Here is a 24,047-nt window from a genome sequence, read left to right on the forward strand (position 1 = left end):
AATTAATTATTCGGCCCACCATAGTTTGGTTTTCATATCATCTTTTCCACCAAGCAATTGAATTCCACCATCAACACCTGCTTTATTAAGAGAATATTCGTTGGTAGAATATGTGAATCGGGTTGGTAATACTCCGTCGTTGTTCAATACCGCTCTTGGGTCTGGTGCCGGGAATACCGGAAGGCCGGTGCGGCGCCATTCGATCCAAGCTTCGATCCCCTGTCCAAAGAGTGCAACCCACTTTTGTTGAAGGACTTTCTCTCTGGTAACACTTCCCACTTTGGCAAGAAAATCGGCGGTAGGAGTGAGTTTATATTGGTCATATGAGGCATTGATACCCGCTTTGAAATAGGCTGCGGCATCACCAGTTGCATCTCCGTCCAAAACAGCTTCCGCGAGAATTAAATTCAATTCAGCGAAGGTCATAATAACCTCAGGAGCAGAAGCTTGCGTGAAATAATCTCCTATGGTTGAGCTGGTGGAAAGATAGGTGGTTGCAATCGCATCCGGAAGCCCGTTTGGATGGCCCTGATACTCTCCGTCTTTGTTTGGATTCGCATAAACTTTGATACGCGTATCACCCATTGAGTTCATTTGATCCGCCAGTGTTTTACTGATATTCCAGTCGGTTCTGCCGTCCAGTTTCATTACCTGATTCCATTCATTGTTGCTTGGCAATACAGTCGTGCAATTTAATTGAGCGTTATCTGCATTGGATGTGAAGATTGGATAGGTAGTTGCGTTCCCTAATATCTCCGCAAATATGGCTTTGGACTCAGCTGGTTTCTTGGCGGCTTGTCTGTTTGCCAGACGCAGGCGAAGAGAGTTTGCGAATTTCTTCCATTTCAGGATATCTCCACTGTAAAGAATATCGCCGGAAATGGCTGGTCCACCCACTGTCAGTTTTTCGTTTGCCAGTTTTAAATCTGCGAGCAAACCAGCATATATGGATTCCATTGAATCATATTTTGGGCTGTAAATAGGAGTGGCAGCCGTTCCCTGAATGGCCTCTGAATATGGAATCGGTCCGTATAGGTCTGTCAATAAAGAGAATACCCACGAACGCATTACCAGGGCAACACCCTCGAAGTTAGTATTTGGAGCAGTACCCTCCGGCCCGGATTGTGTAATGATCCGTTGAAAGTTTACCTGAGCGTCGTTGAAAAATCCTTTCCAATTGTTGTTGGTAACAGCTACGGAAACGGTGTAATCATCACCTTCGTTGGAGTAAATATTGCGGGTCAGATGCTGCATATACAGCTCTGCTGCGTCAATATTGATACGTTCAAAACGCGTCCTGTGTCCCCAATATCTGTCGACAGACGACTCGATTCCCATTGTAAGCAGGTATTGTGCCTTTACAGCGGTTGGGCTGTTCGGGTTCACATTCATTTCGTCAAACTCCTTCGTACAACCATTGGTTGTAAAAATCGCCAGAACGCCTAATATGAGAGATTTATATGTATGTCTTTTCATAATAATCTTGTTTTAAGTTGTTGGAAATGAGTCAGATCAGAACGAGAAGCTAAGATTAAACCCTAAACTTCTTGAGCTCGGAAGCTGTCCATATCCAAAGCCTTGTGCATTTCCTCCTTTAGAATCAAACTCAGGATCAACGTGTGGGGTGTTTTTGAATATCATCCATACATTACGTCCTACAAAAGATACTTTCGCTGTTTGCAGGAAAGTCTTTTTTAGTAGATATGCAGGGAAACTATATCCAAGCGTTACCTCACGAAGTTTGACATAGCTGGCATCGAAAATCGCAGCCTCGTGGTAGTTCCGTGGATTATTATATCCGTAGAATTCTTTGGCAGGAATGATGATATCGTTTGGTACATACGTGCCATCAGCACCCAGTTTAACACCCTGTCCGATCACACCTTCTTCACGGCCTACCGCAGTTTCTTCATACTGACCAGTCCAGCGACCAGTTGCAGTTCCTTCATCGAAAATATCACCGCCCATACGAACATCTACCAACGCAGAAAGTGATACGCCTTTGTAAGTGAATGTGTTAGATACACCACCTGTGAAGTCTGGCTGGATATTACCCAATTTGATAGTACCAGGAGCAACTTGAGGGAGACCATCTTTATAAACGATTTGTCCACCTTCGCGCAACCAGCCTTTTCCATAGTAAGTACCATATGCTTCACCAACCCGGGCCTCCGACGTCATACCACGCTGAGTAGTAAGGGTATATGTAGTAAGTCCTTCGGCCAGGGCGACAACTTTGTTGCGGTTACGGGAGAAGTTAACAGCAAAATCCCATGAAAAGCCGTTTGAGAGCTTAACCGGATTTGCATTAAGGACGATTTCGATACCCTTGTTTGTGATTTCCCCAGCGTTTAGCACACGAGTGTCATATCCACTGGCTTTCGAGATTTCAACTGCAAGTATCTGATCACGCGTATTTTGGCTGTAATATGTGAAGTCAAGACCGATTTTTCCTTTGAAGAAGCGCAGGTCAGCACCAAGTTCAAGCCCGGTTGTGATCTCAGGTTTCAAATTTGAGTTGGCAATTTTCACAGCTTCTGCGAACTTGGTCATATTTCCGTTCCATGATCCGCTGGCAGTAAATGTCTGCTGCAATGCATATGGATCGGCGTCGTTTCCAACCTGAGCCAAACTTGCCCGCACTTTACCAAAACTGAATACGTTGCTCTGGATATTCAATAGATCGGTGAAAACAGCACTCACGGAAGCAGAAGGATAGAAGTAGGAACGGGCGTTGGATGGCAAAGTACTGGACCAGTCATTGCGGGCTGTCAGATCAAGAAAAAGCTGATTTTTCCATCCTAACTGTGCAGATCCGAATAAGCTTTGAACTTCCGATTTCATGATCGCGCTTTCATTCGAATTCAGGCTCGGTACGGAGTTGGAAGCATTATATATACCATCCACCACGAGCTCGCCAACACTTAAATAGTTTCTTTTGTAATAGTTGGTTCTGTTAATACCACCTCCCTGAACATTCAATGAAAAGTCGGTAGCCAGGGTTTTGTTGAACGTGATGATCATATCCGTGTTCGTTTCCTGGTTTCTGAGCGTTTCATCCGTGTATCTTCCCGGTGTTTTTACGCCGTTCCTAATACGTTCAAAGTTGGTGATATTGGTACGCGTGTCGTTCCAGACATCGGTTCCGCTGCGAAGCATGACGCTCAACGAAGGAAGAATTTTATAATTCAATGATATATTTCCCAGCAAACGATCCTTATCATTAGCCTGTGTCAGCTTATCCTGAATAAAAAATGGGTTTGTGAAAAACGTATGTTGCCAGTTTGGTGGATCCGTATCACCAGGTTTTTGGTTGTGAACGGCTGTGTAGTCGTTGTAGTTACGAAGTTGTGCCCACGATACATGTCTGTGTGACCATATGAACTCCTGTCCTGAGGTATATCCCCTGTTGTCTGCGCCGGATTTGATATACTCAGCTGACAGTGCAACAGATAGTTTTTTAGTCAGGTTGTAGCCAGTATTGATCTTGAAATTGTATCTATGGAAGTCGTTATTATAGGCAATACCTTTTTGATTGGTTAAGCCAAGACCCAGACGGAAATATCCTTGTTCGTTTCCGCCCGAAAGTGCCACACTGTTAGATATCGTCTGACCTGTGTTCCAGAATTCCTCCCAGTTGTTTGGTTGCGGTGTAAGTGGAGCTACATCATTTCCAGTCCACCATTGTCTCACGAGTCTTCCGTCCATTGGAGCACCCCAGCTTTCATCCGTTCCGGCAGTACCTGTCAAGGGTGCATTAGGTCCATATGCATCTCTGAATTGCTGAATTTCTAATGGATCGGTGATCGACCCGCTCCATCCGTCGTGATACCACGTACGATATCCAAAACCGCCACCATATGTATTCTGAAATTTAGGTTTGATCCAAGGTCTTTCAAAAGTGATGTTTGAGTTAACTTCTACGCCAATTCCTTTTGTTCCCTGGCCGGTTTTTGTCGTGATCAAAATGACTCCGTTTGCAGCACGTGAACCATATAGAGCGGCTGCATTCGGGCCTTTAAGAACCGATACTTCCTTGATATTGTCAGGGTTTACTTCCGACATTCCTCCACCATACTGGTTGCCAGCAGAAGTAGCAGCAGCTTGTTGCATTGGTACCCCGTCAATAACGATCAAAGGCTGATTATTACCCGAAATAGACCCCGCACCACGAATCTGGATGGTTGACCCGCTACCAGGACCACCATTTGACTGAATGCGAACCCCGGCGATTTTACCGGATAATGAATTTGCTACGTTTGTCGAACGAGATTCCGTCAGCGCGCTTCCCTTCACTTCTTGAACTGTATATCCAAGCGCCTTTTTTTCTCTTTCTATACCGAAAGCAGTTACTACCACTTCCGCAAGCTGGCGAGTGTCCGCCACTAATTTAATATCGAAGCTCGTTTTATTCCCGATGGAGACATCCTGAATTAAAAATCCTACGTAGGAAACAACAAGAACGCCGTCGCCTGGTACAGAAAACTTAAAGTTTCCGTCGGCGTCGGCGTTTGTGCCTGTGTTCGTGCCTTTATAAATGATGGAAGCTCCTGCAAGGCCCGTTCCGTCTTCGGCAGCGGTCACTTTTCCGCTTATCTCTCGGACTTGACCGAAAGCTGCAATAGAAAAGATGCTCGCCCATAAGGAAAATAGTAATGATTTACGCATGGGTATTCCGATTGGTTAGGTGAGATTTTATTCTAGCTGGATCAAGAGCAGAAAAAGTTATGGCTGTGTAGTGTCCACACTGTCGTGCGCCGCACACACATAGGCATGGACAGATCAAACACAGCCATAAGCTTGCACAACTGCTTTTCCGGAAAGCAATACCCTCTTTAATCGAGGACAGGCAAAGCGATTTCAGTATCGGTCGTCCGACCGGAATACCAAACATGTTATGCTTGTCCTCGTTACAGGGATTTAGTATTAAAAAAGTTATATAGTGCGCAGGTAGAAGCTGTCGGATTTATGCCCCTTTTAAGAGATTAATCCGGTTGAGCTTCACTTTACACTTTCAGACCTAATTAAGTGCGGCTAAAATAGATCTGATACTTACGAAGCATGGTCATTCGTTTAATGACAGTTCAAATATACTGACAATGATAAAAAATGCAAGAGAAATAATTAAATAATTAAGTTTTTGAGCAATAAAAATTGGTTGTTTAGAACAATGGTAAAATATTATGGTACTTATCCTTTATTATTTATTAAAAAAGCTGGTGCTGAATCCTTCGTACCTGGTAGTAGTATTTCTTCTATTTGGTTAAACGTATATAAGTCTCTTGAAATCAGATAATTATACAATTTAATTATTGGTTTCGATTAATTTTGACCGGATTCGCTCAAAAAGTGGGAATAAGTCCGAAAACTGAGGAATGCACAACAAAAAGGGAGTTGCCAGCGACAACTCCCTTTTTGTTATAGAAGAATAGTTATATTTCTCTTGTGTCCGTTAGTCGATAAATCGTTTCAATATCGGCTGATAGGAATCAATGCGGCGGTCGCGCAAGAACGGCCAGGTAGTTCTGTAATAATCCAGTTTTCCAAGATCCAAGGGCTCGGTATGAACCACTTCCTGGTCGTGCGGCGCAAGATATAGCAGTCTTCCCTGTGGATTGGCAATAAAAGAACCGCCCCAGAACAACTGCTCAGCTTCTACACCAACCCGGTTGACCGACACAACGTAAACTCCATTCGCAACTGCATGTCCACGCTGGATCGTCTGCCAGGCACCATATTGTTCTTCATTGATGATTGGATCCTTTTCATTCATATCCCAGCCGATGGCAGTAGGGTAGAACAAGATTTCCGCGCCCATCAGGCTGGTTATTCTCGCTGCCTCCGGATACCATTGATCCCAACAGATGAGTACACCAATTTTCGCGAATTTGGTCTCAAAAATCCTGTATCCGGTTTCATCTTTTTGGCCTGGCAGGGCTGCATCGCCGGGAGTAAAATAAAATTTCTCATAGTACCCCGGGTCGTCGGGGATATGCATTTTACGATATTTGCCCAGATATGTGCCGTCGGCATCGAGAACGGCCGTGGTATTATGATAAAGTCCGTGTGCCCTTTTCTCAAAAAGAGAGGCGATGATTACGACATTCAATTCCTTTGCCAACTGTCCCAAAGTCTCGGTGGAAGGACCAGGAATTGCTTCGGCCAAAGCAAAATTGCCGTGGTCTTCTATATCACAAAAATATAATGACTTGAATAGCTCCTGAAGACAAACAACCTGAGCTCCCTGCGCCGCAGCTTCCCGAATTTTGGAAACTGCTTTATTGAAATTGGCATCCACATCGCCGGAGCAACTCATCTGAACTAAACCAATATTTACTTCCTTGCTCATTTAAGAATATAATTACTTGATGGAATGTGATTTTTTTGGTTGAACGTTAATGGTTAACGAGCTGCCATTTTCTAAATTTTTAGCTTTCATCGTCAAACAATTATTAAACCTTCAATCCTTCTCTCATTCAATTAACAAAGTTATTAATTTATGATAGCTTATAATCCACTTTTTTCTCCTTCGATAAGGCACGTATTATGTAATTTGATTTTTTGATGTTCTTCTTCAAGTAAGCGCAATCTTTCATAGTTTGTTTGCAAAATGTTAAGAATATGATACGGATATTCATTAGATTTCTTTATTCTTCCAAACCTGACTGTGCTAAAATCACCTTCCTATCTTTTCACCGTCTTCCCTACAAAACAAAATCAAACGAACTTTCTGTCATACATTTGAAATGTTTTTTTGGGCAAGCCTTATATCCGATTTTAGAACATGGGCGACAGGATATTTCATTGTTTTCGATGCTTTCAAAAGAGGTTTGATATGGATACATGCCGAAAGCCGGGACTGTGTTTCCCCAAATCGCGTATGTTTTCTTTTTGAAAGCCGCCGCGACGTGCATCAAACCGGTATCGTGCGTGAAAACGATTTGAGCCTGTTTTAATATGGATGCCGATTGATTGAAATTATATTGCCCACATGCATTATATATTAACTGGGATCCGAGGGCTTCTTGGATCTCCTTTCCTGCATCCGCATCTTCCGGACCGCCAAGTAATATGATCGGGGAGTCGATTTTTCTACAAAGTTCGATCATTCTGTATACAGGCAGCTTCTTGGTCTGGTGTTGTCCACCGATGGCATATGCGGTAAATCGCCTTTGATGGGTTTCCGGAAGTCTTCCCTGCGCAATCATATCCTTTTCAGGAATGAAATAGTCAAGGCCTTGATCGTCATTCGTGACATTTAAAGTTCCGAGTGTATCCATATACCTGTCCACAATATGGATATCGGGCATTCGGTTGATTTTGAAATTGGTCAGAAGAAATTTTTTGAGATTTAGTTTATCAAAACTAAATGAAGGTTTGCCCAACGCCGTTTTAATACGAAGCGTCCGAATATTGTTATGAAGGTCTATGACATAGTCGTAATTTTCCTTCTGCGCGTTGGCGAGTACATCCTTTATATTGTCTTTGAGTAATATCGCACGGTCGATATAAGGATTATCGGCCAGCAAAAAACCGAACTTTTCCTTGGTCATATAGTGGACTTCCGCTTCAGGATATTGCTGCTTAAGGCAACGGATCACGGGCGTAGTCAATATGATATCACCGATTGATGAAAAACGCAGGATCAGGAATTTAACTTTTTTGTTCACGATCCAGGACTTCGAGTAGCTGTTCTTTTTGCAAAATTGCAGGGCGTTTATGTTTCCAACGTTTGTGGCTCCAAAGCCAGTTGTCAGGTTGAAGTCGAATATCTCTTTCCAGTAATTCGACCTGTTTTTCAAGTATAGCGTTAACCGGTTCCTCTTGGGGATGGGCCGTAATTTCTTCTACCTGGATTCTGTAATGACCTCTTTCTGGATTTCTGAAAATTGCCCCGTACAGAACAGGGGCGTTGAGTGCACGGGATATGCGTTCCACGCCTCGAAAAACACCGGTATCCTGATTCAAAAAACGGGTCCAATATGCTTTAAACGGATTTGGCGACTGATCATTCACGAGCAGGAACATGAACGGTTTTTCACGAGGCAGCGTGGCGACATGGTATGCCTCATGCATGGGTACCATTTCACTTCCAAATCTCGTTCTGAGATTGTAGATCCAATCCTCAAACGCGTCGTTGGCTAGCTTGTGATATACCACCACTACTTGATGTGAAAGCCGAACGGATGCAAAAAGATTTGCCATTTCCCAATTACCAAAATGACCTAAAACTACCACGAGGTTCTTTTTTTGCTCATAATATTTGTCAAACAAATAAGAATCCAACTCAAAACGCTCCAGTAATTCATTCTTTGAGACAGAGTTCATTTTCGCAGATTCAAATACAATATCCGTCACATTTCTGTAAAATACACCCGCGATTCTGTTGATTTCGCTGATTGGTTTTTCAGGGAAACTGTTTTTCAGGTTGTTGAGCACCACTTCTTTCCTATATCCAAAAACGTTGAAAGCCAGGAATCGAAATATGCCTGAAAGACGGTAAAGAGTTTTCCATGATAGCCTGGAAATAGCCGAGATGACTTTAAGGAGAATGGTCGTGGTAATGTTTTCCATACATTATCTGCTTCATATACAACGATATAGGGTCAGAACATTTAACCATATCAGCAAAGAAGCTCACGCGCACTACCTAGTCTGTCAGAGAATCTGGTTCAGCAATTGTTCCGGTTTCAGGCATTCTGGTTTCTTATGTTTCCACCTACGATGACTCCAAAGCCAGTTGTGTGGTTGCCGCCGAATATCCTTTTCCAGCATTAAAATCTGCTTCTCCAGAATACCATTAACGGGAACTTCCTTTGGGGTATTGGTTAAAGTTGATATTTCAACATGATAATAACCTCTTTTGTTCTCCACTTTGCTGAATTCTGCGTACAAAACAGTCAGATTAAGCTTTCGGGCAATGGCTTCAACTCCACGAAAAATACCCGTGTCCTGGTTCAAAAAGCTGGTCCAGAATGCTGTTTTAGGGTTTGGAGATTGGTCATTTGCCAAAACGACGACGTATGGACGGGAACGGGGCGTCAACAACTCTTTAAATATCTTATCCATCGGTACCAATTTGGCACCGAATCGCGTCCTGAGGTCGAGAAACCATTGATCAAATATGACATTTTGAAGAGGTCGGTATACCACAATGCAGTCATGTGTGAAAGCCAGTGACGAAAATAAATTGGCCAGCTCCCAATTGCCCCTATGCCCCATCAAAAAAATGGCACTTTTCTTATTTTCATAGAGATCGTCGACAGTGCTCAGATCGCCTTTGAGACGATCCCGAATTACGTCCGGAGATGCGGTTCGAAATTTCAGGGTTTCGAAAATCAGGTCGGTGAAATGGATACAAAAATTCTTTTCGATTTCACGAAGCTCCTGATCCGTTTTTTCAGGAAAACTATTTCTGAGATTAGACGAAATAACTTTCTTACGGTATCCTATAACATTAAATATCAGCCAACTTAAAGCGGTCGAAAATCTGAATGCATTTTTCCATGATAGATGACCTAGACTATTGAGGACAAAAATTGAAATTTTCGCAAATAAATTATTCATAAACATATTTTCACAAAAGTAAGGATATGAAATGTTTATAAAAAATTAGTATTAGTTTTTAAATTTGGGTAGCTTCACTATGCCTAACCAATGCGTAACCTTCTGTGTTAGAACACTTATTTGACATAAAGAACGATCGTCGCCTGAGTATGTACCTTTACCGTATGGGTTTTGGTATGTGGCTGATGTACCTGGTTTTAGGTGCTCCTGCACTTCACGCATACAAGCAGTATCGTACAGATTGCGGTGTATTTTCGTTCGTACTGATGATTGCGGGGTTTTCGGCAGCTATGGTATATGATTATTTCCATAACCGAGAGGCATATGAATATAAGAAGAAATGGCTTTTTATCAGCTATCTTATTCTCGCTCTGGTTGTCTATTTCATTGAATTCCAGCATATGGGTGCGCTCCCCGACTTGAAATCATTATTACACCTTTTTTAAAATCGGGTAATTTTCGACTTCGCCTGGTAAAATTGCCGGTTGTGCCGCAATTGTTACCGAAAATCCAGAGGATCTCTATTTTCTAAAATGCCTGTTTTTTGGGGTTAAGCTTTTCGGGGCAAGGTTTAATAGACATAGTTCAATCTAAATCCTTATTCTGCAAATTGTCTCTTTGAATCAACTTTTCAATTTCTGAGGCGGAAAGATCGGGTAGGGCAGCTAACTGGCCGATCACGATGATGGCGGGCGATGCAATACCGCTTACTTTCGCTAGGGCGGAGATATTACTCATCTTTCCCGTAACTACCGACTGATTCTCAAGCGTACCGTTTTGGATGATGCTAACCGGTGTATCGATTTTGTTGACCCGGGCATATATCTCGGCTATTTCATCGAGCTTGTGAAGGCCCATCAAAATAACAACCGTTGCCGTGGACTGCGCGGCCAGTTTAATATCCTCTGACAATTCGTGGTTTTTGGTGGTACCGGTAATCACCCAAAAACCTTCACTTATTCCGCGGCTCGTTAGTGGTATACCTGCCGCTGCTGGTGCCGCATAGCTACTCGATATACCTGGAATTACTTCAGTCTCGATTGCATGCCCTGCAGCGAATACCAATTCCTCGTAACCTCGCCCGAATATAAACGAATCGCCACCTTTCAATCGCACCACTTCTCCATATTGAGTAGCATATTCCAGGATAAGCTCATTGATTTCAGACTGACTGCAACTGGTTTTGCCGAAGCGCTTTCCAACCAAAATCTTTACACAATCCTGAGGACAGTAATCGAGCAAATGTGGGTGCACGAGGGAATCATATAGCACGACCTTCGCTTTTTGTAAAGCTTTAATGCCTTTTAAAGTAATGAGGTCAGGATCGCCGGGACCGGCGCCAATGAGCGTGAGTTTCATATTGAGGCTTTCGGCGATCAGCTGTTGGCTATCGAACTTATGCTCAATTGAGAGCTGAAAGCCGATAGCCGAAAGCTGATAGCCATTTTAACTATCTTTTCCGAATGAAAGCTCTTGTAAAACAGGAGCACCTGTTTCCATTAACTGGGCTTCACGGGAGTTTTGAACAAAAGCAAGGAACGATTCGGCTGTACTGATATAGTATGCCGCAAATTCCTGAGTCGGTTCGAATTTATTGATACTGAAAGCCAATGCCTTAAACGGCGTTTCGGCAGATTCGAAAGCACTGAATTCAGCTGGAATATCATATTGGAAATCTTTTCCGAAATGCTGATCAAAGTCGTTTACGATACCATATTGGGTATTGGTGTTCACTTCTTTGGTCATCAACAAACCTTTCGCTCCTGTGATCAACACGTTATATGCATGATATATCGCATCAGCCCAAACTCCCGATTCCAAGTTTTCTTTCGCCAGATTGAGTTTTTCGGTTGCTTCAATGATTGTTGTTCCAACTAAATCAACTAACACGCTGGCGCATTCTCCCACTCCAACTTCGGTTTTGAAAAGCTCGTCATGATCCCAGTCGCGGTAGTCGCTGTCCTGAACTGTTGTCAGGTCAGCAAGCGGTTTCAGCAATTGGTAAAAATAGTTTTTGGTCTGACGTGCATAGTATTGATTATAATATTCACCGTCGAAAGCATTTGTCTCAAAATCATTAAACAGATAGCGCAACACTTCAGGTCCGCGTTTGGTTGGAACTTTGATTACTTTATCACCGATTAAACCAACGCCATCACCTGAAAAACCGCCACCCAACAAAACCTGCAATGCCGGAAGAACCAGTTTGCCGTTTTTGATAGAGCTTCCGTGGAAACCTATATTAGATGCATTATGCTGGCCGCAGCCATTCATACACCCGCTTATTTTTATTTTAATATCCTGATTATAAATCATTTCCGGATATTCTTTCTGCATTACATCTTCCAACACACGGGTAATACCGTAGCTGCTGGATATGGCGAGGTTACAGGTATCCGTTCCAGGGCAAGTGGTGATATCAGCCGTACTGTCGAAACCTGGATTGGCAAGACCCAATTCTTTCAATTTGATGTACAATGCTGGAAGATCTTCTCCTTTAACAAAGCGAAGCAAATATCCCTGGTTAACTGTCACACGTATATCGTCGGCCGCATAAGTGCGCACGATATCGGCCAGTGCACGTGCAGTGTCAGAACTCATATCTCCCAAAAGAACGCGCAGGTTTACACCATACCACCCTTTTTGTTTTTGTTCAAAAACGTTGGTTCTGAACCATTTGGTGAAAGTGTCTTTATCTTCAATATCAGAAGCCAGAGCAAGTACTTGTTCTTCTGTAATTGACGCTCTTTCAGCATATTCCGGAGCGAAGGTCAGGTTAGGAAGAAGGTCTTCCGGAATTTCGTAAGTTTTGTTTTTCAAAGCTTTACGTTCTTCCTTCGCTCTTGCCATCATTTCATCCAGACCAAGGTCGTTCAGAAGAAATTTCATACGAGCTTTATGACGACGAACTCTTTCTCCGTATCTGTCAAAAACACGCAAAAGTGATTCGATAAAAGGTATCGCTTCGTTTTCTTCCAGGAATTCGAAAGCAGTTTGCGCAGAAAAAGGTTGCGCTCCCAAACCTCCGCCGATTAAAACTTTAAATCCTCTAACCTGCTCTCCTTTTTCGTTGGTTCCCATTTTAGCGATCAGACCCACGTCGTGGATAAAGCCTAATGCAGAATCTTTTTCCGACGAAGAAACAGCAATTTTGAATTTACGACCCATATCCTGACATATCGGATTACGGAGGAAGTATGCGAATATGGCATGAGCAGTCGGAGAAACGTCAAACGGTTCGTCTGGATCAATACCAGCAATCGCCGAGCCCGTTACATTTCTTACCGTGTTACCGCAAGCTTCTTTCAAAGTAATGCCTGCGTCTTCCAGATCTGCCCATAATTGGGGCGAATCGGAAAGTTTAACGAAATGAAGTTGTATATCCTGGCGCGTTGTAGCATGCAGGTTTCCGGTAGCAAACTTGTCTGACGTATCCGCAATCCTCACCAACTGATCAGCAGTGATACGGCCGTAGGGTAATTTGATACGAATCATTTGCACACCCGGCTGGCGCTGGCCGTATACTCCGCGGGTTAATCTGAATTTACGAAAAGCTTCCTCAGGGGTTTCTCCATTGGCAAACGATCCGATTTTATTATTTAAATCCAGAATATCGCGTTTGGCGGCGATTGAAACTTTGTCAGAAATTAATATGTCGCTCATGGTGTGAATTCTTATTGTCTATCGGATTAGTATATTAAATAGAGCTGAAATAAATCGGCTGACATTCAGTCGATTTTATTCAATCATACAAGCTCCTACGGTAATGTTTGACGTTTCATCTATCAGAATGGCAGCGCCTGTGGCCCTGTTAGTCTGATATGAATCGTAAGCGATCGGCTGAGCTGTTCTTAGCACTATTCGAGCTACATCATTCAGTTTCAGGCCTTCAACTTCGTCTATTTTCTCGTAAGAATTTATATCTATCTGGTATTCAATGCTTCTTACTGAACAGCGTGATCTTGCCGTTCCATGTTGAAGAACAAACTTACTGCCCGGTTTCAATTGTTTTTTGTCGTCCATCCAGCAAATCAACGCCTCCACATCCTGGCTAACGATTGGTGAGTTGTCAACGGTTACGATTGTATCACCGCGACTGATGTCTATATCATCTTCAAGCAAAATCGTTACAGACTGTAAAACAGACGCAGACTCTATTTCGTTTCCGCCATACTCGATTTTTGCTATTTTTGATTCCTGTTCAGATGGCAACACCTTGATCGCATCACCCACTTTAAAGGTACCGCTTTGAACTCGACCGGCATATCCACGGTAATCGTGAAGCTCCTCAGTTTGGGGGCGGATTACGTACTGAACAAAGAAACGACCGTCTTCTGTGTTCTGATCTTTCAAGACATTTACCGTTTCGAGTACCTGCAGCAACGTTTCTCCGGTGTACCAAGGCATATTAGCAGACCTGTCCACAATATTGTCGCCGTTCAGGGCACTTACCGGGATGATCGTCAGATCTTTAATAGACAATTTTTGAGCCAGTTCTTTATATGAACGGGCAATTTCCGAAAATGCATCTTCTGAATTTCCAACCAGATCCATTTTATTAATAGCCACAACAACATGCGGAATACCCAACATGGAAGCGATCAGTGAGTGACGGCGAGTCTGTTCGACCACACCGTGACGTGCATCCACCAAAATGATTGCCAGGTCAGCATTACTTGCGCCAGTCACCATATTACGGGTATATTGGATATGCCCAGGTGCATCTATACTGATAAACTTTCGATTGGGCGTCTGGAAGTATTTGTAAGCTACGTCAATCGTAATTCCCTGTTCACGTTCCGAACGAAGTCCGTCAGTTAACAAAGCCAAGTCAATTTCCCCTGCATTCCTGGTTTTGCTGGCTTTTTCAATAGCCTCCATCTGGTCTGCAAGTATATTTTTTGTATCGAAAAGCAGACGTCCGATGAGCGTACTTTTACCGTCATCTACCGAACCTGCTGTTATAAATCTTAATAAATCCACCTTTAAATTTAATTTTGAATGATCGAATTTTGAATGAGTGAATGGTTTTCATTACCCCTTCTTCCTTTCGCCTTTTTATTAAAAATATCCGCCTTTTTTGCGATCCTCCATTGCAGCTTCAGTCTGCTGGTCGTCGATACGTGTTTCACCACGCTCGCTGATGCGGGAAACTGTAATTTCCGCGATCACCTCGTCAAGCGTAGCAGCGTGTGATTCAACGGCAGCCGTACAAGTCATATCACCAACAGTCCGGAAACGAACGGTACGGGTTACGATTTCGTCATTCGCATCTTTTTCAATTACCGGTGTATTGTTCAACAAACGCCCGTCGCGAAGGATAAGCTCTCTTTCATGGGCAAAATATATAGATGGAAGATCGATCTGCTCTCTTTTCAGATATGCCCAAACGTCGAGCTCAGTCCAGTTAGAAATCGGGAAAACGCGAACGTTTTCTCCTTTATGAATACGCCCATTAAACAGGTTCCAAAGCTCAGGACGCTGACGTTTCGGATCCCACTGACCGAACTCATCACGGAAAGAGAAAATGCGTTCTTTTGCTCTCGCTTTTTCTTCATCACGACGAGCACCACCGATACAGGCGTCAAATTCAAACTCCTCGATGGTATCCAGTAAAGTAAAGGTTTGCAGCCAGTTGCGACTTGCGTTCTTACCCGTAGGTTCTTTCAATCCTTTCGCTTTGATGGTATCTTCCACATACCGAACGATCAGTTTTGAACCCGTTTGTTCAGCCAGCGCATCACGATAATTGATGGCTTCAACAAAGTTGTGGCCCGTGTCTACGTGTACCAAAGGAAATGGGATCTTCCCAGGAGCAAAAGCTTTCTGGGCCAAACGTACCAAAGTAATTGAGTCCTTACCTCCCGAAAAAAGTAAAGCAGGGCGCTCAAACTGCCCGGCAACTTCGCGCATGATGTAAATTGCCTCCGCCTCTAACTGATCCAGATAATCAAAATTCATATTCTCAAATTATTTTTTACAATACTGAATTGACCCTTCAACCGCTTGTCGGCAAGAGGTCAGTTTTATACACAACTACCTGGCGTGCAGGCCACACTCCTTTTTGGATTCATCTTCCCACCACCAGCGTCCGGCGCGGAAATCTTCGCCTTCCATGATCGCACGGGTACATGGAGCACATCCAATACTCACAAAACCCTTGTCGTGAAGTGGATTATATGGTAAACCATTTTGCTTCACATATGACTTAACTTCTTCAAAACTCCAGTCAAGTAATGGGTGGAATTTTACCAGCTGATGCGCTTCGTCGGCTTCAAGGTTGTCCATAGACTGACGGTTTCCTGACTGCTCTGCCCTGATTCCCGTCACCCATATTTTTGCACCCTTCAACGCCCGGTTCAATGGTTCCACCTTTCTGATAAAGCAGCACTCCTTACGGTTTTCAACAGATTCGTAGAAGCTGAGTGGTCCTTTGGTACTTACGAGATTTTCAACGGCCTCCGTTTGCGGATAGTAAACTTTAACCTTTGTATCGTAACGATTATTGGTTTTTTGCAAAGTCATATAGGTCTCTGCAAAAAGTCGCCCTGTATCCAGCGTAAAAATGGTAATATCCAGATTGTTTTTTAAAATGAAATCTGTGATCACCTGATCTTCATATCCCAAACTCGTTGAGAATACAACCTCTCCCGGAAAAAGCTCCGCCAATATGGCCAGCGATTCTGTCGGGGTTTTGCCTGCTATTGCAGCGCTTATAGAAGGTATGTTTATGTTCATGGTTGTTAAACTGATCACTTTATCTTTCTAAATTTAGTAATCAGTATTTTTATTTTAATTAGTCATATTTCAAAACACACAACTTTCAAATACTGGTTGTCCAAATGTTGGAAATCTTTATCCGTTGTAACCAAAGTTGCATTCAGGGCGCTTGCAAAAGCTGCAATCCACAGGTCATTTTAGCCCATATTTCTTGCTGATGCTTTTAAAGGTTTATCCTCTAATCTACCCTGGCTAAAAGCATCGATTTCTGCGTAAAGGGCAATGATCTCGTCGGATATTATATCTGCCTTTGAAATTCATTCATAAACTCGATCAACTCTTCCTTCTTTTTAGCTCCCTAGTTATTTTGAAAAGCAATCGAATAAAGTTCGCCGATTACCATCGGAGGAATAAATATCAGAAATCCCGGCTCCTATATTTTTAATTTCAATTCAACACCACTCCAAACGGGATGTTTCCTCAAAAATGCCAGAACAATATTCGTATCAAGCACATACCTCATTTTGTTAGTTGCGCTAACAAAACTTCAAGAGGTTCTTGTATATCCAATGAATCTCTCAATTCTTCCAGCTTCTTTTTGTCCAGTCCTTTATTCCCTTGTTTCTCTTTAAGCTCAGCGACCCACTCTTCAACAGACTCGTGTTTTTTACGTGGTGTTATGAGGGCCTTTAACGGATCGCTGTTGTCCAGAGTATTATATATCAGTTCATTCATAGAAACACCTGCCAAGTCGGTCGCTTGCCTTGCAGAGAGTGCCCCTTGCTGGTAAAGTTGTCCGGCTATTGAAAGCAAAACCTTTTCCTTTTCAAAATCTTCCGGAAGATTTATGGTCAGTGTTTTCATGGCGATTTTCTTTAAATTACCTTTTATCCTAATATATCAATTTTTGCAGAAACCTCCACCGCATTTGTGAAATCCTCGATCAGGTCATCGATATGCTCAATTCCTACTGAGATCCTGATCAAGCCTTCTGTGATGCCCAATGCCTCTTTCTCTTCAACTTTTAGCTTGGCATGGGTTGTAGTGAACGGGTTTGTTACAATCGTACGTGTGTCCCCCAAATTCGAAGAAAGCGTAACAATTGTCAATTCCTTCATGAATGCCGCAACGCGCTCGAAGCCACCTTCCAATTCAATTGTCACGATCGCTCCACCAGCTGTCATTTGCTTTTTAGCCAAGTCATATTGCGGATGTGATTCCAGAAATGGATATTTCACCTGCTTCACGTCAGGATGTTTAGCAAGGGCTGTAGCCAATTGAAGTGCGTTGGAGCAATGTTTTTCCATTCTCAACTCCAATGTCTCCAGGCTTTTTGTCAATATCCACGCGTTAAACGGTGATAGAGACGGGCCTGTCTGGCGACAGAAAAAGCGTAATTCTTTGATATATTCCGTTTTGCCAACCACGACTCCACCAAGTACACGTCCCTGACCATCCATGAATTTGGTAGCTGAATGAACAACCAGGTCAGCACCATAATCGGCAGGGTTTTGTAGAATTGGCGTTGCAAAACAGTTATCAACGTTGAATATCAACTTGTGTTTTTTGCACAACTTTCCGATCATTTCAAGATCAACCAAATCCAGACCCGGGTTCGACGGGGTTTCAAGGTACACCATTTTGGTATTAGGTTGAACCGCCGCTTCCCACTCCTCTGCTGATGCAGAAGCATCCAGATAGGTATGGGTAATATTCCATTTGCTCAATATCTGAGAAATAACCTGATGCGCAGATCCGAAAAGTGCGCGACAGGCCAATATATGATCTCCACTTTTTAACAAAGCAGCCATACTCGCAAAAACCGCAGCCATTCCGGTAGCCGTAGCCACGCCATCCTCACAGTTTTCAAGCATACAGACTTTGTCTATAAACTCCTGAACGGTAGGATTGGAAAAACGTGAATAAAGATTTCCTTGTTCAGTTTCGTCAAATATCGCTTTGCCTTGCTCGGCTGATTCGAAAGTGAAGCTACTCGTCAGGAAAAGTGGTGTCGAATGTTCCCGATACCCTGTCTTTTTTGTTTGCGTTCTTACTGCCTTGGTCTGCTTTTTCATTTTTGAAGCTGTTAGCTATTAGCTTTTAGCTGTTAGGCATTGGCGTTTAGCTGTTGTACTTATTTTCTATTTTTAATTCAAACCGCCCTTTGTTCTCTGTTTTGATAACCATTAGCACTAATTGCTAAGAGCTAACCCCTAACAGCTATAAGCTGCTCAGAACCATATAAATAATTCTTAGGCTGACAATAATGACGATCGTTCCTACCATAATCATCATGGTTTTGATAGGCAGCTTTCGCGACAGGCTCGCTGCAATCGGAGCCGCAACCATTCCGCCCAAGATCAATCCTAAAACTACCTGCCAGTGTGAGAAACCAATGATAGTGATAAAGGTTATCGAGCTGGCCAGTGAAACGAAAAATTCGGCCAGGTTAACCGAGCCGATCGTATATTTTGGATGCCGTCCACGTGCGATTAGCGTTGAGGTTACGATAGGTCCCCAGCCTCCGCCACCGATCGAATCCAGTGTCCCGCCAGCTAAGGCAAGCCATCCGATTTTCCTGATTGGCTTCTTTTCAATTCGCTTCTTTAACGCTTTCTGAATGATAAGAATTCCCAGGATCAGGGTATAAACTGCAACCAGAGGTTTAATAATATAGATATATTGTTCTAATGACGAAAGCAGGTATGCTCCCAGAATGGCTCCCAACACTCCCGGAAACAATATCTTGGCGAAAAGCTTACTATTTACATTGCCGAATTTCAAGTGCATATACCCCGACGCACCACTTGTAAAAATCTCGGATGAGTGAACGCTGGCACTAACTGCCGAAGGTGGCACACCCAATGTCAGCAAAAAGGTAGATGCAGTTACGCCATAAGCCATTCCCAGCGCGCCGTCAATCATTTGAGCCACAAATCCGCCTAAAACGTAATAGAAAAAGGCTTGATTTAACTCCAGTTCGTCCCACAAAACCGTCAGCCTGTCATAGGTAAAATAAGTAAAAATCAGGTGTCCAACGATCATGAGCGCAATTGCGGCAAAAAAGTTTACGGCTACCTCAGTGCGGGATCGTTTTCTCAAAGTGGCAGCCCATATCTTTTGCTGAATGGTCTCCCAGGTTAGTTCTGCCTTGTGTGGTTTTGTCGGATGTGGGTGATTTTCGGCAGGTTTTTCTGCAAGGGAAGCAAATATTTCATCAGACTCTCCTGGTAGGTCACGCAGGAATACTTTATTCCCGTTCTCTCTTGCCAATGCAGCCAGGCGTCTGTCCTCCTCAGGATCTCCACTGGCAATAATGGTAACAGGGATTGTTTCCCAGCCTTTCAGTTCACTATTAGGTGTAGGTAATGAGTCCGCTTCTTCCTTCAAGTCTATAAAGTATAGTATTATTATAGAGTAATTGCCCACTAAAAATAGCAAACGAATGGTTTGCTATTTAGCGCCGCAAAGTTAGGGCTATTTTGTTATTAATCAAAAGAAGAATGTGGGAAATGGGGTCGTAAGAATGGACTATTTTTCTACTTTACAGGGTCAGGATTTGTCAGGAAATACTCGGATACGTCACACTTATTTGTACTAAAGTTAAAATTCAATATTTTGAATGCTGGCTTCCCTTCCGTAATTTTTCATTTATTTCTTTCATCCGGCTTTCACCCAATTATTATGAAATCGACCTCTATCTGCCTGATAGTTGCTTTTGCCTTTTTTGCGACAGGCTGTTCGCGAAAGAAGAATGCTGAGTTGATCGTCCATCATGCAAAAATCTATACAGTTGATGAGGGTTTTGATACTGCAGAAGCGATGGCTATTAAGGACGGGAAAATACTCGCGGTGGGAACGAATGAGGAAATTCAGTCAGGATATTCGGCGAAGGAGGTAATGGATGCAAAAGGGAAATTCGTGTATCCCGGCTTTATCGATGCGCATTGCCATTTCACAGGTTTTGCAACCGATATGTGGAAATGCGACTTGACCGGAACAGGATCTTTTGATCAGATCACTACGAAAATAAAGGAGTACAGCACCCATGCACCGATGGAGTGGATATATGGCCGGGGCTGGGATCAGAACGATTGGGCTGTCAAGCAATTTCCAGACAACACTGAATTGAACAAGCTTTTTCCAGACAGGCCGGTTTTCCTGAAAAGAATTGACGGACACGCGGCATTGGCTAACTCAGTGGCACTCAAGCTTGCCGGAATCACTTTAAATACCCAAATTAACGGAGGCACAATTGAAAAGACAAACGGAAAACTGACAGGGATATTAGTGGACAACGCCATGGATATTGTGGAAGCGAAAATACCGCCGATATCAGATCAACTGGCAAAAGAATATTATGAAAAGGCTCAGGCAATGTGTTTTGAATTGGGTTTAACCGGAGTGCACGATTGCGGCGTAAATGAGCACACTATCGATTTGATAGAAGAGGCACATCATAGCGGCAAATTGAAAATGAAAATTTTTGCATTACTGAGCGACAATCCGGCATATTACAAAAAATGGATATCCAAAGGCCCTTACAAAAAAGATCGCCTTCATGTGGGTGGTTTTAAGGTATATGCAGATGGAGCTTTGGGAAGTCGGGGAGCTAGTTTGTTGAAAGACTATTCCGATCAGCCAGGTTGGAAAGGATTTCTACTGAGTAAACCCGCTCATTTTGACAGTCTTGCAAAGGCGTTATATGCTTCTGCTTTGCAAATGTGTACCCACGCAATCGGCGACAGCGGCAACCGTCAGATATTGAAAACATATGCCTCAGTTTTAAAAGGAGCCAACGACAGAAGGTGGCGGATTGAACACGCGCAGGTTGTCAACGAAGCTGATTTTCATTATTTTAAAGATTTCAATATCATTCCTTCAGTCCAACCAACACACGCTACCAGTGATATGTATTGGGCCGAAACCCGTTTAGGACACGACCGCATGAAAGGTGCATATGCCTATCAGAGTTTGCTAAAAACGAATGGCTGGATGCCACTTGGAACCGATTTTCCGGTCGAATATATCAGTCCGTTTAAAACTTTTTTTGCTGCAGTTGCCAGGCAGGATGCAAAGGGATATCCTGCCAATGGTTTTCAGATGGACGAAGCACTCACACGTGAGGAAGCCCTTCGGGGGATGACGATTTGGGCTGCAAAATCTGCATTTGAAGAAAATGAAAAAGGAAGTCTGGAGCCAGGCAAAACGGCAGACTTCATCTTGCTCGATATTGATTTATTAATAGAGGATAAAGGAAAGTTGTTAAATACCAAAGTACTGGGGACCTGGGTGAATGGGGAGAAGGTGTTTTAGGGATTCGGAAAAGTGTCCCATTATCATGAATAAATCAAGAATTGAATTTGGTAAATGGTTGATATAGATCCGCCATCCGTTTATTGAAGATGACGGATCTATTACGGAACCTAATAACACCTAACCTCAAAGAGCGAGACCGGAACATTCGGATTTTGTCCCGAAAGCTTAATTTTCAAATGCTGAGTATATACTGGCTCTTCCAATAAAATCGTTCGTCTGCTCAAATGGTTATCCTTGATCTCTGCGACGACTTCATTATTGCAGTTCAGAACGGAAACGTTACCAACACAAAATGGCATCACAGTTTCGGGATGTACATAAATTACATTTTCCATCGGGTGATCGTAGTCCGTGTCAAATACCAGCTCAATTTTAGAAATGGCTTTGGGCTCGTTCCAGGATATGGTCAGCAACGGATTGGTATCGTTGAAGTCAGCGACCCAGGCATTCGGTTGAGATATAGGACGATGAAGACCGTTTCTCAGATTTTCCGTTCCAAATACGTCCAGCGGTTGCGCTAATTTCATAGCCACATTCCTGCCTTCCGGGCGACGCTTCGGGCACCAGAATTCGAAAGTATCCACGCCGATATCTTCCGTCGGCTCTTGTTTTCCATAGTTAGAAACGGCAGGGTTCGTTGCGTTGAAAACTGAAACGATGCCTGAAATTCTGGCTTCGCTATATTGCAATTTCACCTTGTCATTTTTCATAAAGCACACGAAAACATAACATGGCTCGTCAAATTGAGCAGGCCAGTCCACGGTTAGTTCGTGTTTGCCTTTTGATAATGTAAAGCTTTGATTATCAATTGTGATATCAGGTGTATGGTTGATGCTCTTGCTGCTTTTACGAAGCTCAACCTCCAAAATGGTATCTTCTTCCACTTCTACCCAAAATGTAATAGCAGGCAATTTTTGAGCAGAAACAGGCAGCATTTGAGCCACTGAATCGTTAATTGTTTCCCAGGTACCCACTCCTGGTAACTCTTTTAATTTTAAGGTGGAAGATGCCGTGATATGCTCCGCGCTTTGCACCAGATCTTCCTTATCCTGAATGTCAATTTGTGGCAAATATTGCCCCGAACGCCAGAGTTCGAGTTGTAGTTCTGACAGATGCCTACTACCAACTTCGCGGGGTGAGCACTTATATTTCTTGCATAAAGCAGCCGCAATCGCCACCGCCTGTCCGCCCACAGCGCTTGTGGCCATTACTCGCGTGGATGCAAAAGCAACATGCGTCGCGCTCATGATTCGGCCAGCAATGAACAGATTGTTGACATTTTTACTATAGTAGCACCGATATGGAATAGGGTATACCCCCTTGCTATGCCACTGATTACAACCTGATTGATCGCTGTATATCCCGTCGGCGGGGTGCAAATCGAGACTCCAGCCTCCAAATGCGACTGTATCTTCGAATACTTTTTGTTCAACAATATCCTGTTGTGTGAGCAAATAATCTCCTTCAAACCGACGGCTTTCCCGTTTGCCGGGAATTGTTCCAACCCATTCCAGTGTCATGTTTTCTGACTCAGGAAAGTCGCCGGAGTTTTTGATATAATTCCACGCACCATATACCACTTTCCATAATTCCCATTTGATTTTTTCTGTATCATGAACAGTATCCAGACGTCCACCATATTCCAGCCACCAAAGTCGGCAGCCAAAATCTTTTGGGGTAAATGTTTTATAACGAGGTATTTCTGTAATATCCTGCAATGCAAACGAAGGCGGTACAAACTTGACAGGACGCCCCACGTCTTTGGAATAAAAATACATGGAATGGCCAAGCAGCTCGCCATATGACTTGTCCGGCGCGAATTTTTCTCCAAATTCTTCCATCGATTCCGCACCCATCCTGAACGCAGCACCTGAAAGAAACCCGACAATTCCATCACCCGAAGCATCACAAAAAAGTGGTGCGCTTAATGCATATTGTGTGCTATTTTGACTGCAAAATGCATACACGGTTTTGATGAGATCCTGTTCGCTATTCTGAGCTAATCCTTTATCCATATCATAAACCGCCGTGTTTAAAAGTAGGGTGATATTCTCTTCTTCGACCACCTTTTCAAGAAGAACGGTATCGAATATCAGTGGATTTCCATCCGGGTTCCGGTACAAATTTTCCACCATGATCTCGTCAATTACGCCCGTCTCGCGTGCCCACCGGTTGTTGTTGCCCATATGTGAGGTTGCTCCCAAAATCCATAGTCTTACTTCACTGGAACAATTACCACCTAACACGGGCCGGTCTTGCACTAAAGTCACTTTCAATCCTGCTCTTGCTGCCGTAATTGCGGCACATGTCCCGGTTAGTCCTCCACCGACTATTACCAGATCGGTTGATTGTGAGATAGTTTTAGGGCTTCTTTTTGGGGTGTACTCTTCCTTTATCATGGTTATATCTGGTATTTGGTCTAACCTGACTGACAATCTTGG

General features: G+C 43.3%; 18 protein-coding genes. 2 read left to right on the forward strand and 16 right to left on the reverse strand.

Features of this window, described 5'->3' with window-relative positions; genetic code table 11:
• Positions 1–6: 6 nt before the first annotated feature.
• The 6 genes from AC1XUD_RS00240 to AC1XUD_RS00265 all read right to left on the reverse strand — a co-directional run bounded on the left by AC1XUD_RS00240 (position 7) and on the right by AC1XUD_RS00265 (position 9,567).
• Entirely contained in the window at positions 7–1,476 is a 1,470-nt protein-coding gene (locus AC1XUD_RS00240) for a SusD/RagB family nutrient-binding outer membrane lipoprotein (RefSeq protein ID WP_483358921.1), read from the reverse strand.
• 36 nt (positions 1,477–1,512) lie between these two features.
• Positions 1,513–4,668: a SusC/RagA family TonB-linked outer membrane protein gene (locus AC1XUD_RS00245; protein ID WP_483358922.1), complete on the reverse strand. Its 3,156-nt coding sequence runs from the start codon at positions 4,666–4,668 to the stop codon at positions 1,513–1,515.
• 784 nt (positions 4,669–5,452) lie between these two features.
• On the reverse strand, positions 5,453–6,349 hold the full coding sequence (locus AC1XUD_RS00250) for a carbon-nitrogen hydrolase (protein ID WP_483358923.1): 897 nt from the start codon (positions 6,347–6,349) through the stop codon (positions 5,453–5,455).
• Between the two features lie 355 nt (positions 6,350–6,704).
• Positions 6,705–7,670, reverse strand: coding sequence for a glycosyltransferase family 9 protein (locus AC1XUD_RS00255; RefSeq protein ID WP_483358924.1), 966 nt, complete (start codon positions 7,668–7,670; stop codon positions 6,705–6,707).
• A complete protein-coding gene (locus AC1XUD_RS00260) occupies positions 7,654–8,574 on the reverse strand; it encodes a lysophospholipid acyltransferase family protein (RefSeq protein ID WP_483358925.1) in 921 nt (306 codons plus the stop codon). Before AC1XUD_RS00260 ends, AC1XUD_RS00255 begins: the two co-directional genes overlap by 17 nt.
• Positions 8,575–8,658: 84 nt before the next feature.
• Positions 8,659–9,567: a lysophospholipid acyltransferase family protein gene (locus AC1XUD_RS00265; RefSeq protein WP_483358926.1), complete on the reverse strand. Its 909-nt coding sequence runs from the start codon at positions 9,565–9,567 to the stop codon at positions 8,659–8,661.
• A gap of 104 nt (positions 9,568–9,671) precedes the next feature.
• On the opposite strand from AC1XUD_RS00265, the gene AC1XUD_RS00270 reads away from it, so the two are divergent.
• Positions 9,672–10,013: a hypothetical protein gene (locus AC1XUD_RS00270; RefSeq protein ID WP_483358927.1), complete on the forward strand. Its 342-nt coding sequence runs from the start codon at positions 9,672–9,674 to the stop codon at positions 10,011–10,013.
• 139 nt (positions 10,014–10,152) lie between these two features.
• On the opposite strand, the gene cobA is transcribed toward AC1XUD_RS00270, so the two are convergent.
• The 9 genes from cobA to AC1XUD_RS00315 all read right to left on the reverse strand — a co-directional run bounded on the left by cobA (position 10,153) and on the right by AC1XUD_RS00315 (position 19,677).
• The gene (gene cobA, locus AC1XUD_RS00275) at positions 10,153–10,926 is read right to left on the reverse strand and encodes a uroporphyrinogen-III C-methyltransferase (protein ID WP_483358928.1); all 774 of its coding nucleotides are present in this window, start codon (positions 10,924–10,926) and stop codon (positions 10,153–10,155) included.
• An 87-nt stretch (positions 10,927–11,013) separates the two neighbouring features.
• Positions 11,014–13,230 carry a HEPN domain-containing protein gene (locus AC1XUD_RS00280; protein WP_483358929.1) on the reverse strand — a complete coding sequence of 739 codons (2,217 nt, stop codon included), beginning with the start codon at positions 13,228–13,230 and terminating at the stop codon, positions 11,014–11,016.
• A 75-nt stretch (positions 13,231–13,305) separates the two neighbouring features.
• Positions 13,306–14,550, reverse strand: coding sequence for a sulfate adenylyltransferase subunit 1 (locus tag AC1XUD_RS00285; RefSeq protein WP_483358930.1), 1,245 nt, complete (start codon positions 14,548–14,550; stop codon positions 13,306–13,308).
• A gap of 78 nt (positions 14,551–14,628) precedes the next feature.
• Positions 14,629–15,528 (reverse strand): sulfate adenylyltransferase subunit CysD, encoded by a 900-nt coding sequence (gene cysD / locus AC1XUD_RS00290; protein ID WP_483358931.1) that lies wholly within the window; start codon positions 15,526–15,528, stop codon positions 14,629–14,631.
• A gap of 75 nt (positions 15,529–15,603) precedes the next feature.
• Positions 15,604–16,305, reverse strand: a complete 702-nt coding sequence (locus AC1XUD_RS00295) for a phosphoadenylyl-sulfate reductase (RefSeq protein WP_483358932.1) — start codon at positions 16,303–16,305, stop codon at positions 15,604–15,606.
• Between the two features lie 62 nt (positions 16,306–16,367).
• A complete protein-coding gene (locus AC1XUD_RS00300; protein WP_483359465.1) occupies positions 16,368–16,478 on the reverse strand; it encodes a hypothetical protein in 111 nt (36 codons plus the stop codon).
• Positions 16,479–16,806: 328 nt separating this feature from the next.
• On the reverse strand, positions 16,807–17,151 hold the full coding sequence (locus AC1XUD_RS00305) for a hypothetical protein (protein ID WP_483358933.1): 345 nt from the start codon (positions 17,149–17,151) through the stop codon (positions 16,807–16,809).
• Positions 17,152–17,174: 23 nt separating this feature from the next.
• Positions 17,175–18,362 carry a trans-sulfuration enzyme family protein gene (locus tag AC1XUD_RS00310; RefSeq protein ID WP_483358934.1) on the reverse strand — a complete coding sequence of 396 codons (1,188 nt, stop codon included), beginning with the start codon at positions 18,360–18,362 and terminating at the stop codon, positions 17,175–17,177.
• A gap of 145 nt (positions 18,363–18,507) precedes the next feature.
• Positions 18,508–19,677, reverse strand: coding sequence for a sulfite exporter TauE/SafE family protein (locus tag AC1XUD_RS00315; protein WP_483358935.1), 1,170 nt, complete (start codon positions 19,675–19,677; stop codon positions 18,508–18,510).
• Between the two features lie 294 nt (positions 19,678–19,971).
• On the opposite strand from AC1XUD_RS00315, the gene AC1XUD_RS00320 reads away from it, so the two are divergent.
• Positions 19,972–21,603, forward strand: coding sequence for an amidohydrolase (locus AC1XUD_RS00320; protein WP_483358936.1), 1,632 nt, complete (start codon positions 19,972–19,974; stop codon positions 21,601–21,603).
• A gap of 110 nt (positions 21,604–21,713) precedes the next feature.
• Here the strand turns inward: AC1XUD_RS00320 and AC1XUD_RS00325 are convergent, their stop codons facing one another.
• Positions 21,714–24,005 carry an FAD-dependent oxidoreductase gene (locus AC1XUD_RS00325; RefSeq protein WP_483358937.1) on the reverse strand — a complete coding sequence of 764 codons (2,292 nt, stop codon included), beginning with the start codon at positions 24,003–24,005 and terminating at the stop codon, positions 21,714–21,716.
• Positions 24,006–24,047 lie beyond the last annotated feature (42 nt).

This window comes from Dyadobacter sp. HNCC25DJ184, from assembly GCF_056895215.1.

What these genes read in the sequence shown, in the direction of transcription:
- AC1XUD_RS00240 (WP_483358921.1), bottom strand. Translation starts at nt 1,476, where the DNA reads ATGAAAAGACATACATATAAATCTCTCATATTAGGCGTTCTGGCGATT.
- AC1XUD_RS00245 (WP_483358922.1), bottom strand. Translation starts at nt 4,668, where the DNA reads ATGCGTAAATCATTACTATTTTCCTTATGGGCGAGCATCTTTTCTATT.
- AC1XUD_RS00250 (WP_483358923.1), bottom strand. Translation starts at nt 6,349, where the DNA reads ATGAGCAAGGAAGTAAATATTGGTTTAGTTCAGATGAGTTGCTCCGGC.
- AC1XUD_RS00260 (WP_483358925.1), bottom strand. Translation starts at nt 8,574, where the DNA reads ATGGAAAACATTACCACGACCATTCTCCTTAAAGTCATCTCGGCTATT.
- AC1XUD_RS00265 (WP_483358926.1), bottom strand. Translation starts at nt 9,567, where the DNA reads ATGAATAATTTATTTGCGAAAATTTCAATTTTTGTCCTCAATAGTCTA.
- cobA (WP_483358928.1), bottom strand. Translation starts at nt 10,926, where the DNA reads ATGAAACTCACGCTCATTGGCGCCGGTCCCGGCGATCCTGACCTCATT.
- AC1XUD_RS00280 (WP_483358929.1), bottom strand. Translation starts at nt 13,230, where the DNA reads ATGAGCGACATATTAATTTCTGACAAAGTTTCAATCGCCGCCAAACGC.
- cysD (WP_483358931.1), bottom strand. Translation starts at nt 15,528, where the DNA reads ATGAATTTTGATTATCTGGATCAGTTAGAGGCGGAGGCAATTTACATC.
- AC1XUD_RS00295 (WP_483358932.1), bottom strand. Translation starts at nt 16,305, where the DNA reads ATGAACATAAACATACCTTCTATAAGCGCTGCAATAGCAGGCAAAACC.
- AC1XUD_RS00305 (WP_483358933.1), bottom strand. Translation starts at nt 17,151, where the DNA reads ATGAAAACACTGACCATAAATCTTCCGGAAGATTTTGAAAAGGAAAAG.
- AC1XUD_RS00310 (WP_483358934.1), bottom strand. Translation starts at nt 18,362, where the DNA reads ATGAAAAAGCAGACCAAGGCAGTAAGAACGCAAACAAAAAAGACAGGG.
- AC1XUD_RS00320 (WP_483358936.1), top strand. Translation starts at nt 19,972, where the DNA reads ATGAAATCGACCTCTATCTGCCTGATAGTTGCTTTTGCCTTTTTTGCG.
- AC1XUD_RS00325 (WP_483358937.1), bottom strand. Translation starts at nt 24,005, where the DNA reads ATGATAAAGGAAGAGTACACCCCAAAAAGAAGCCCTAAAACTATCTCA.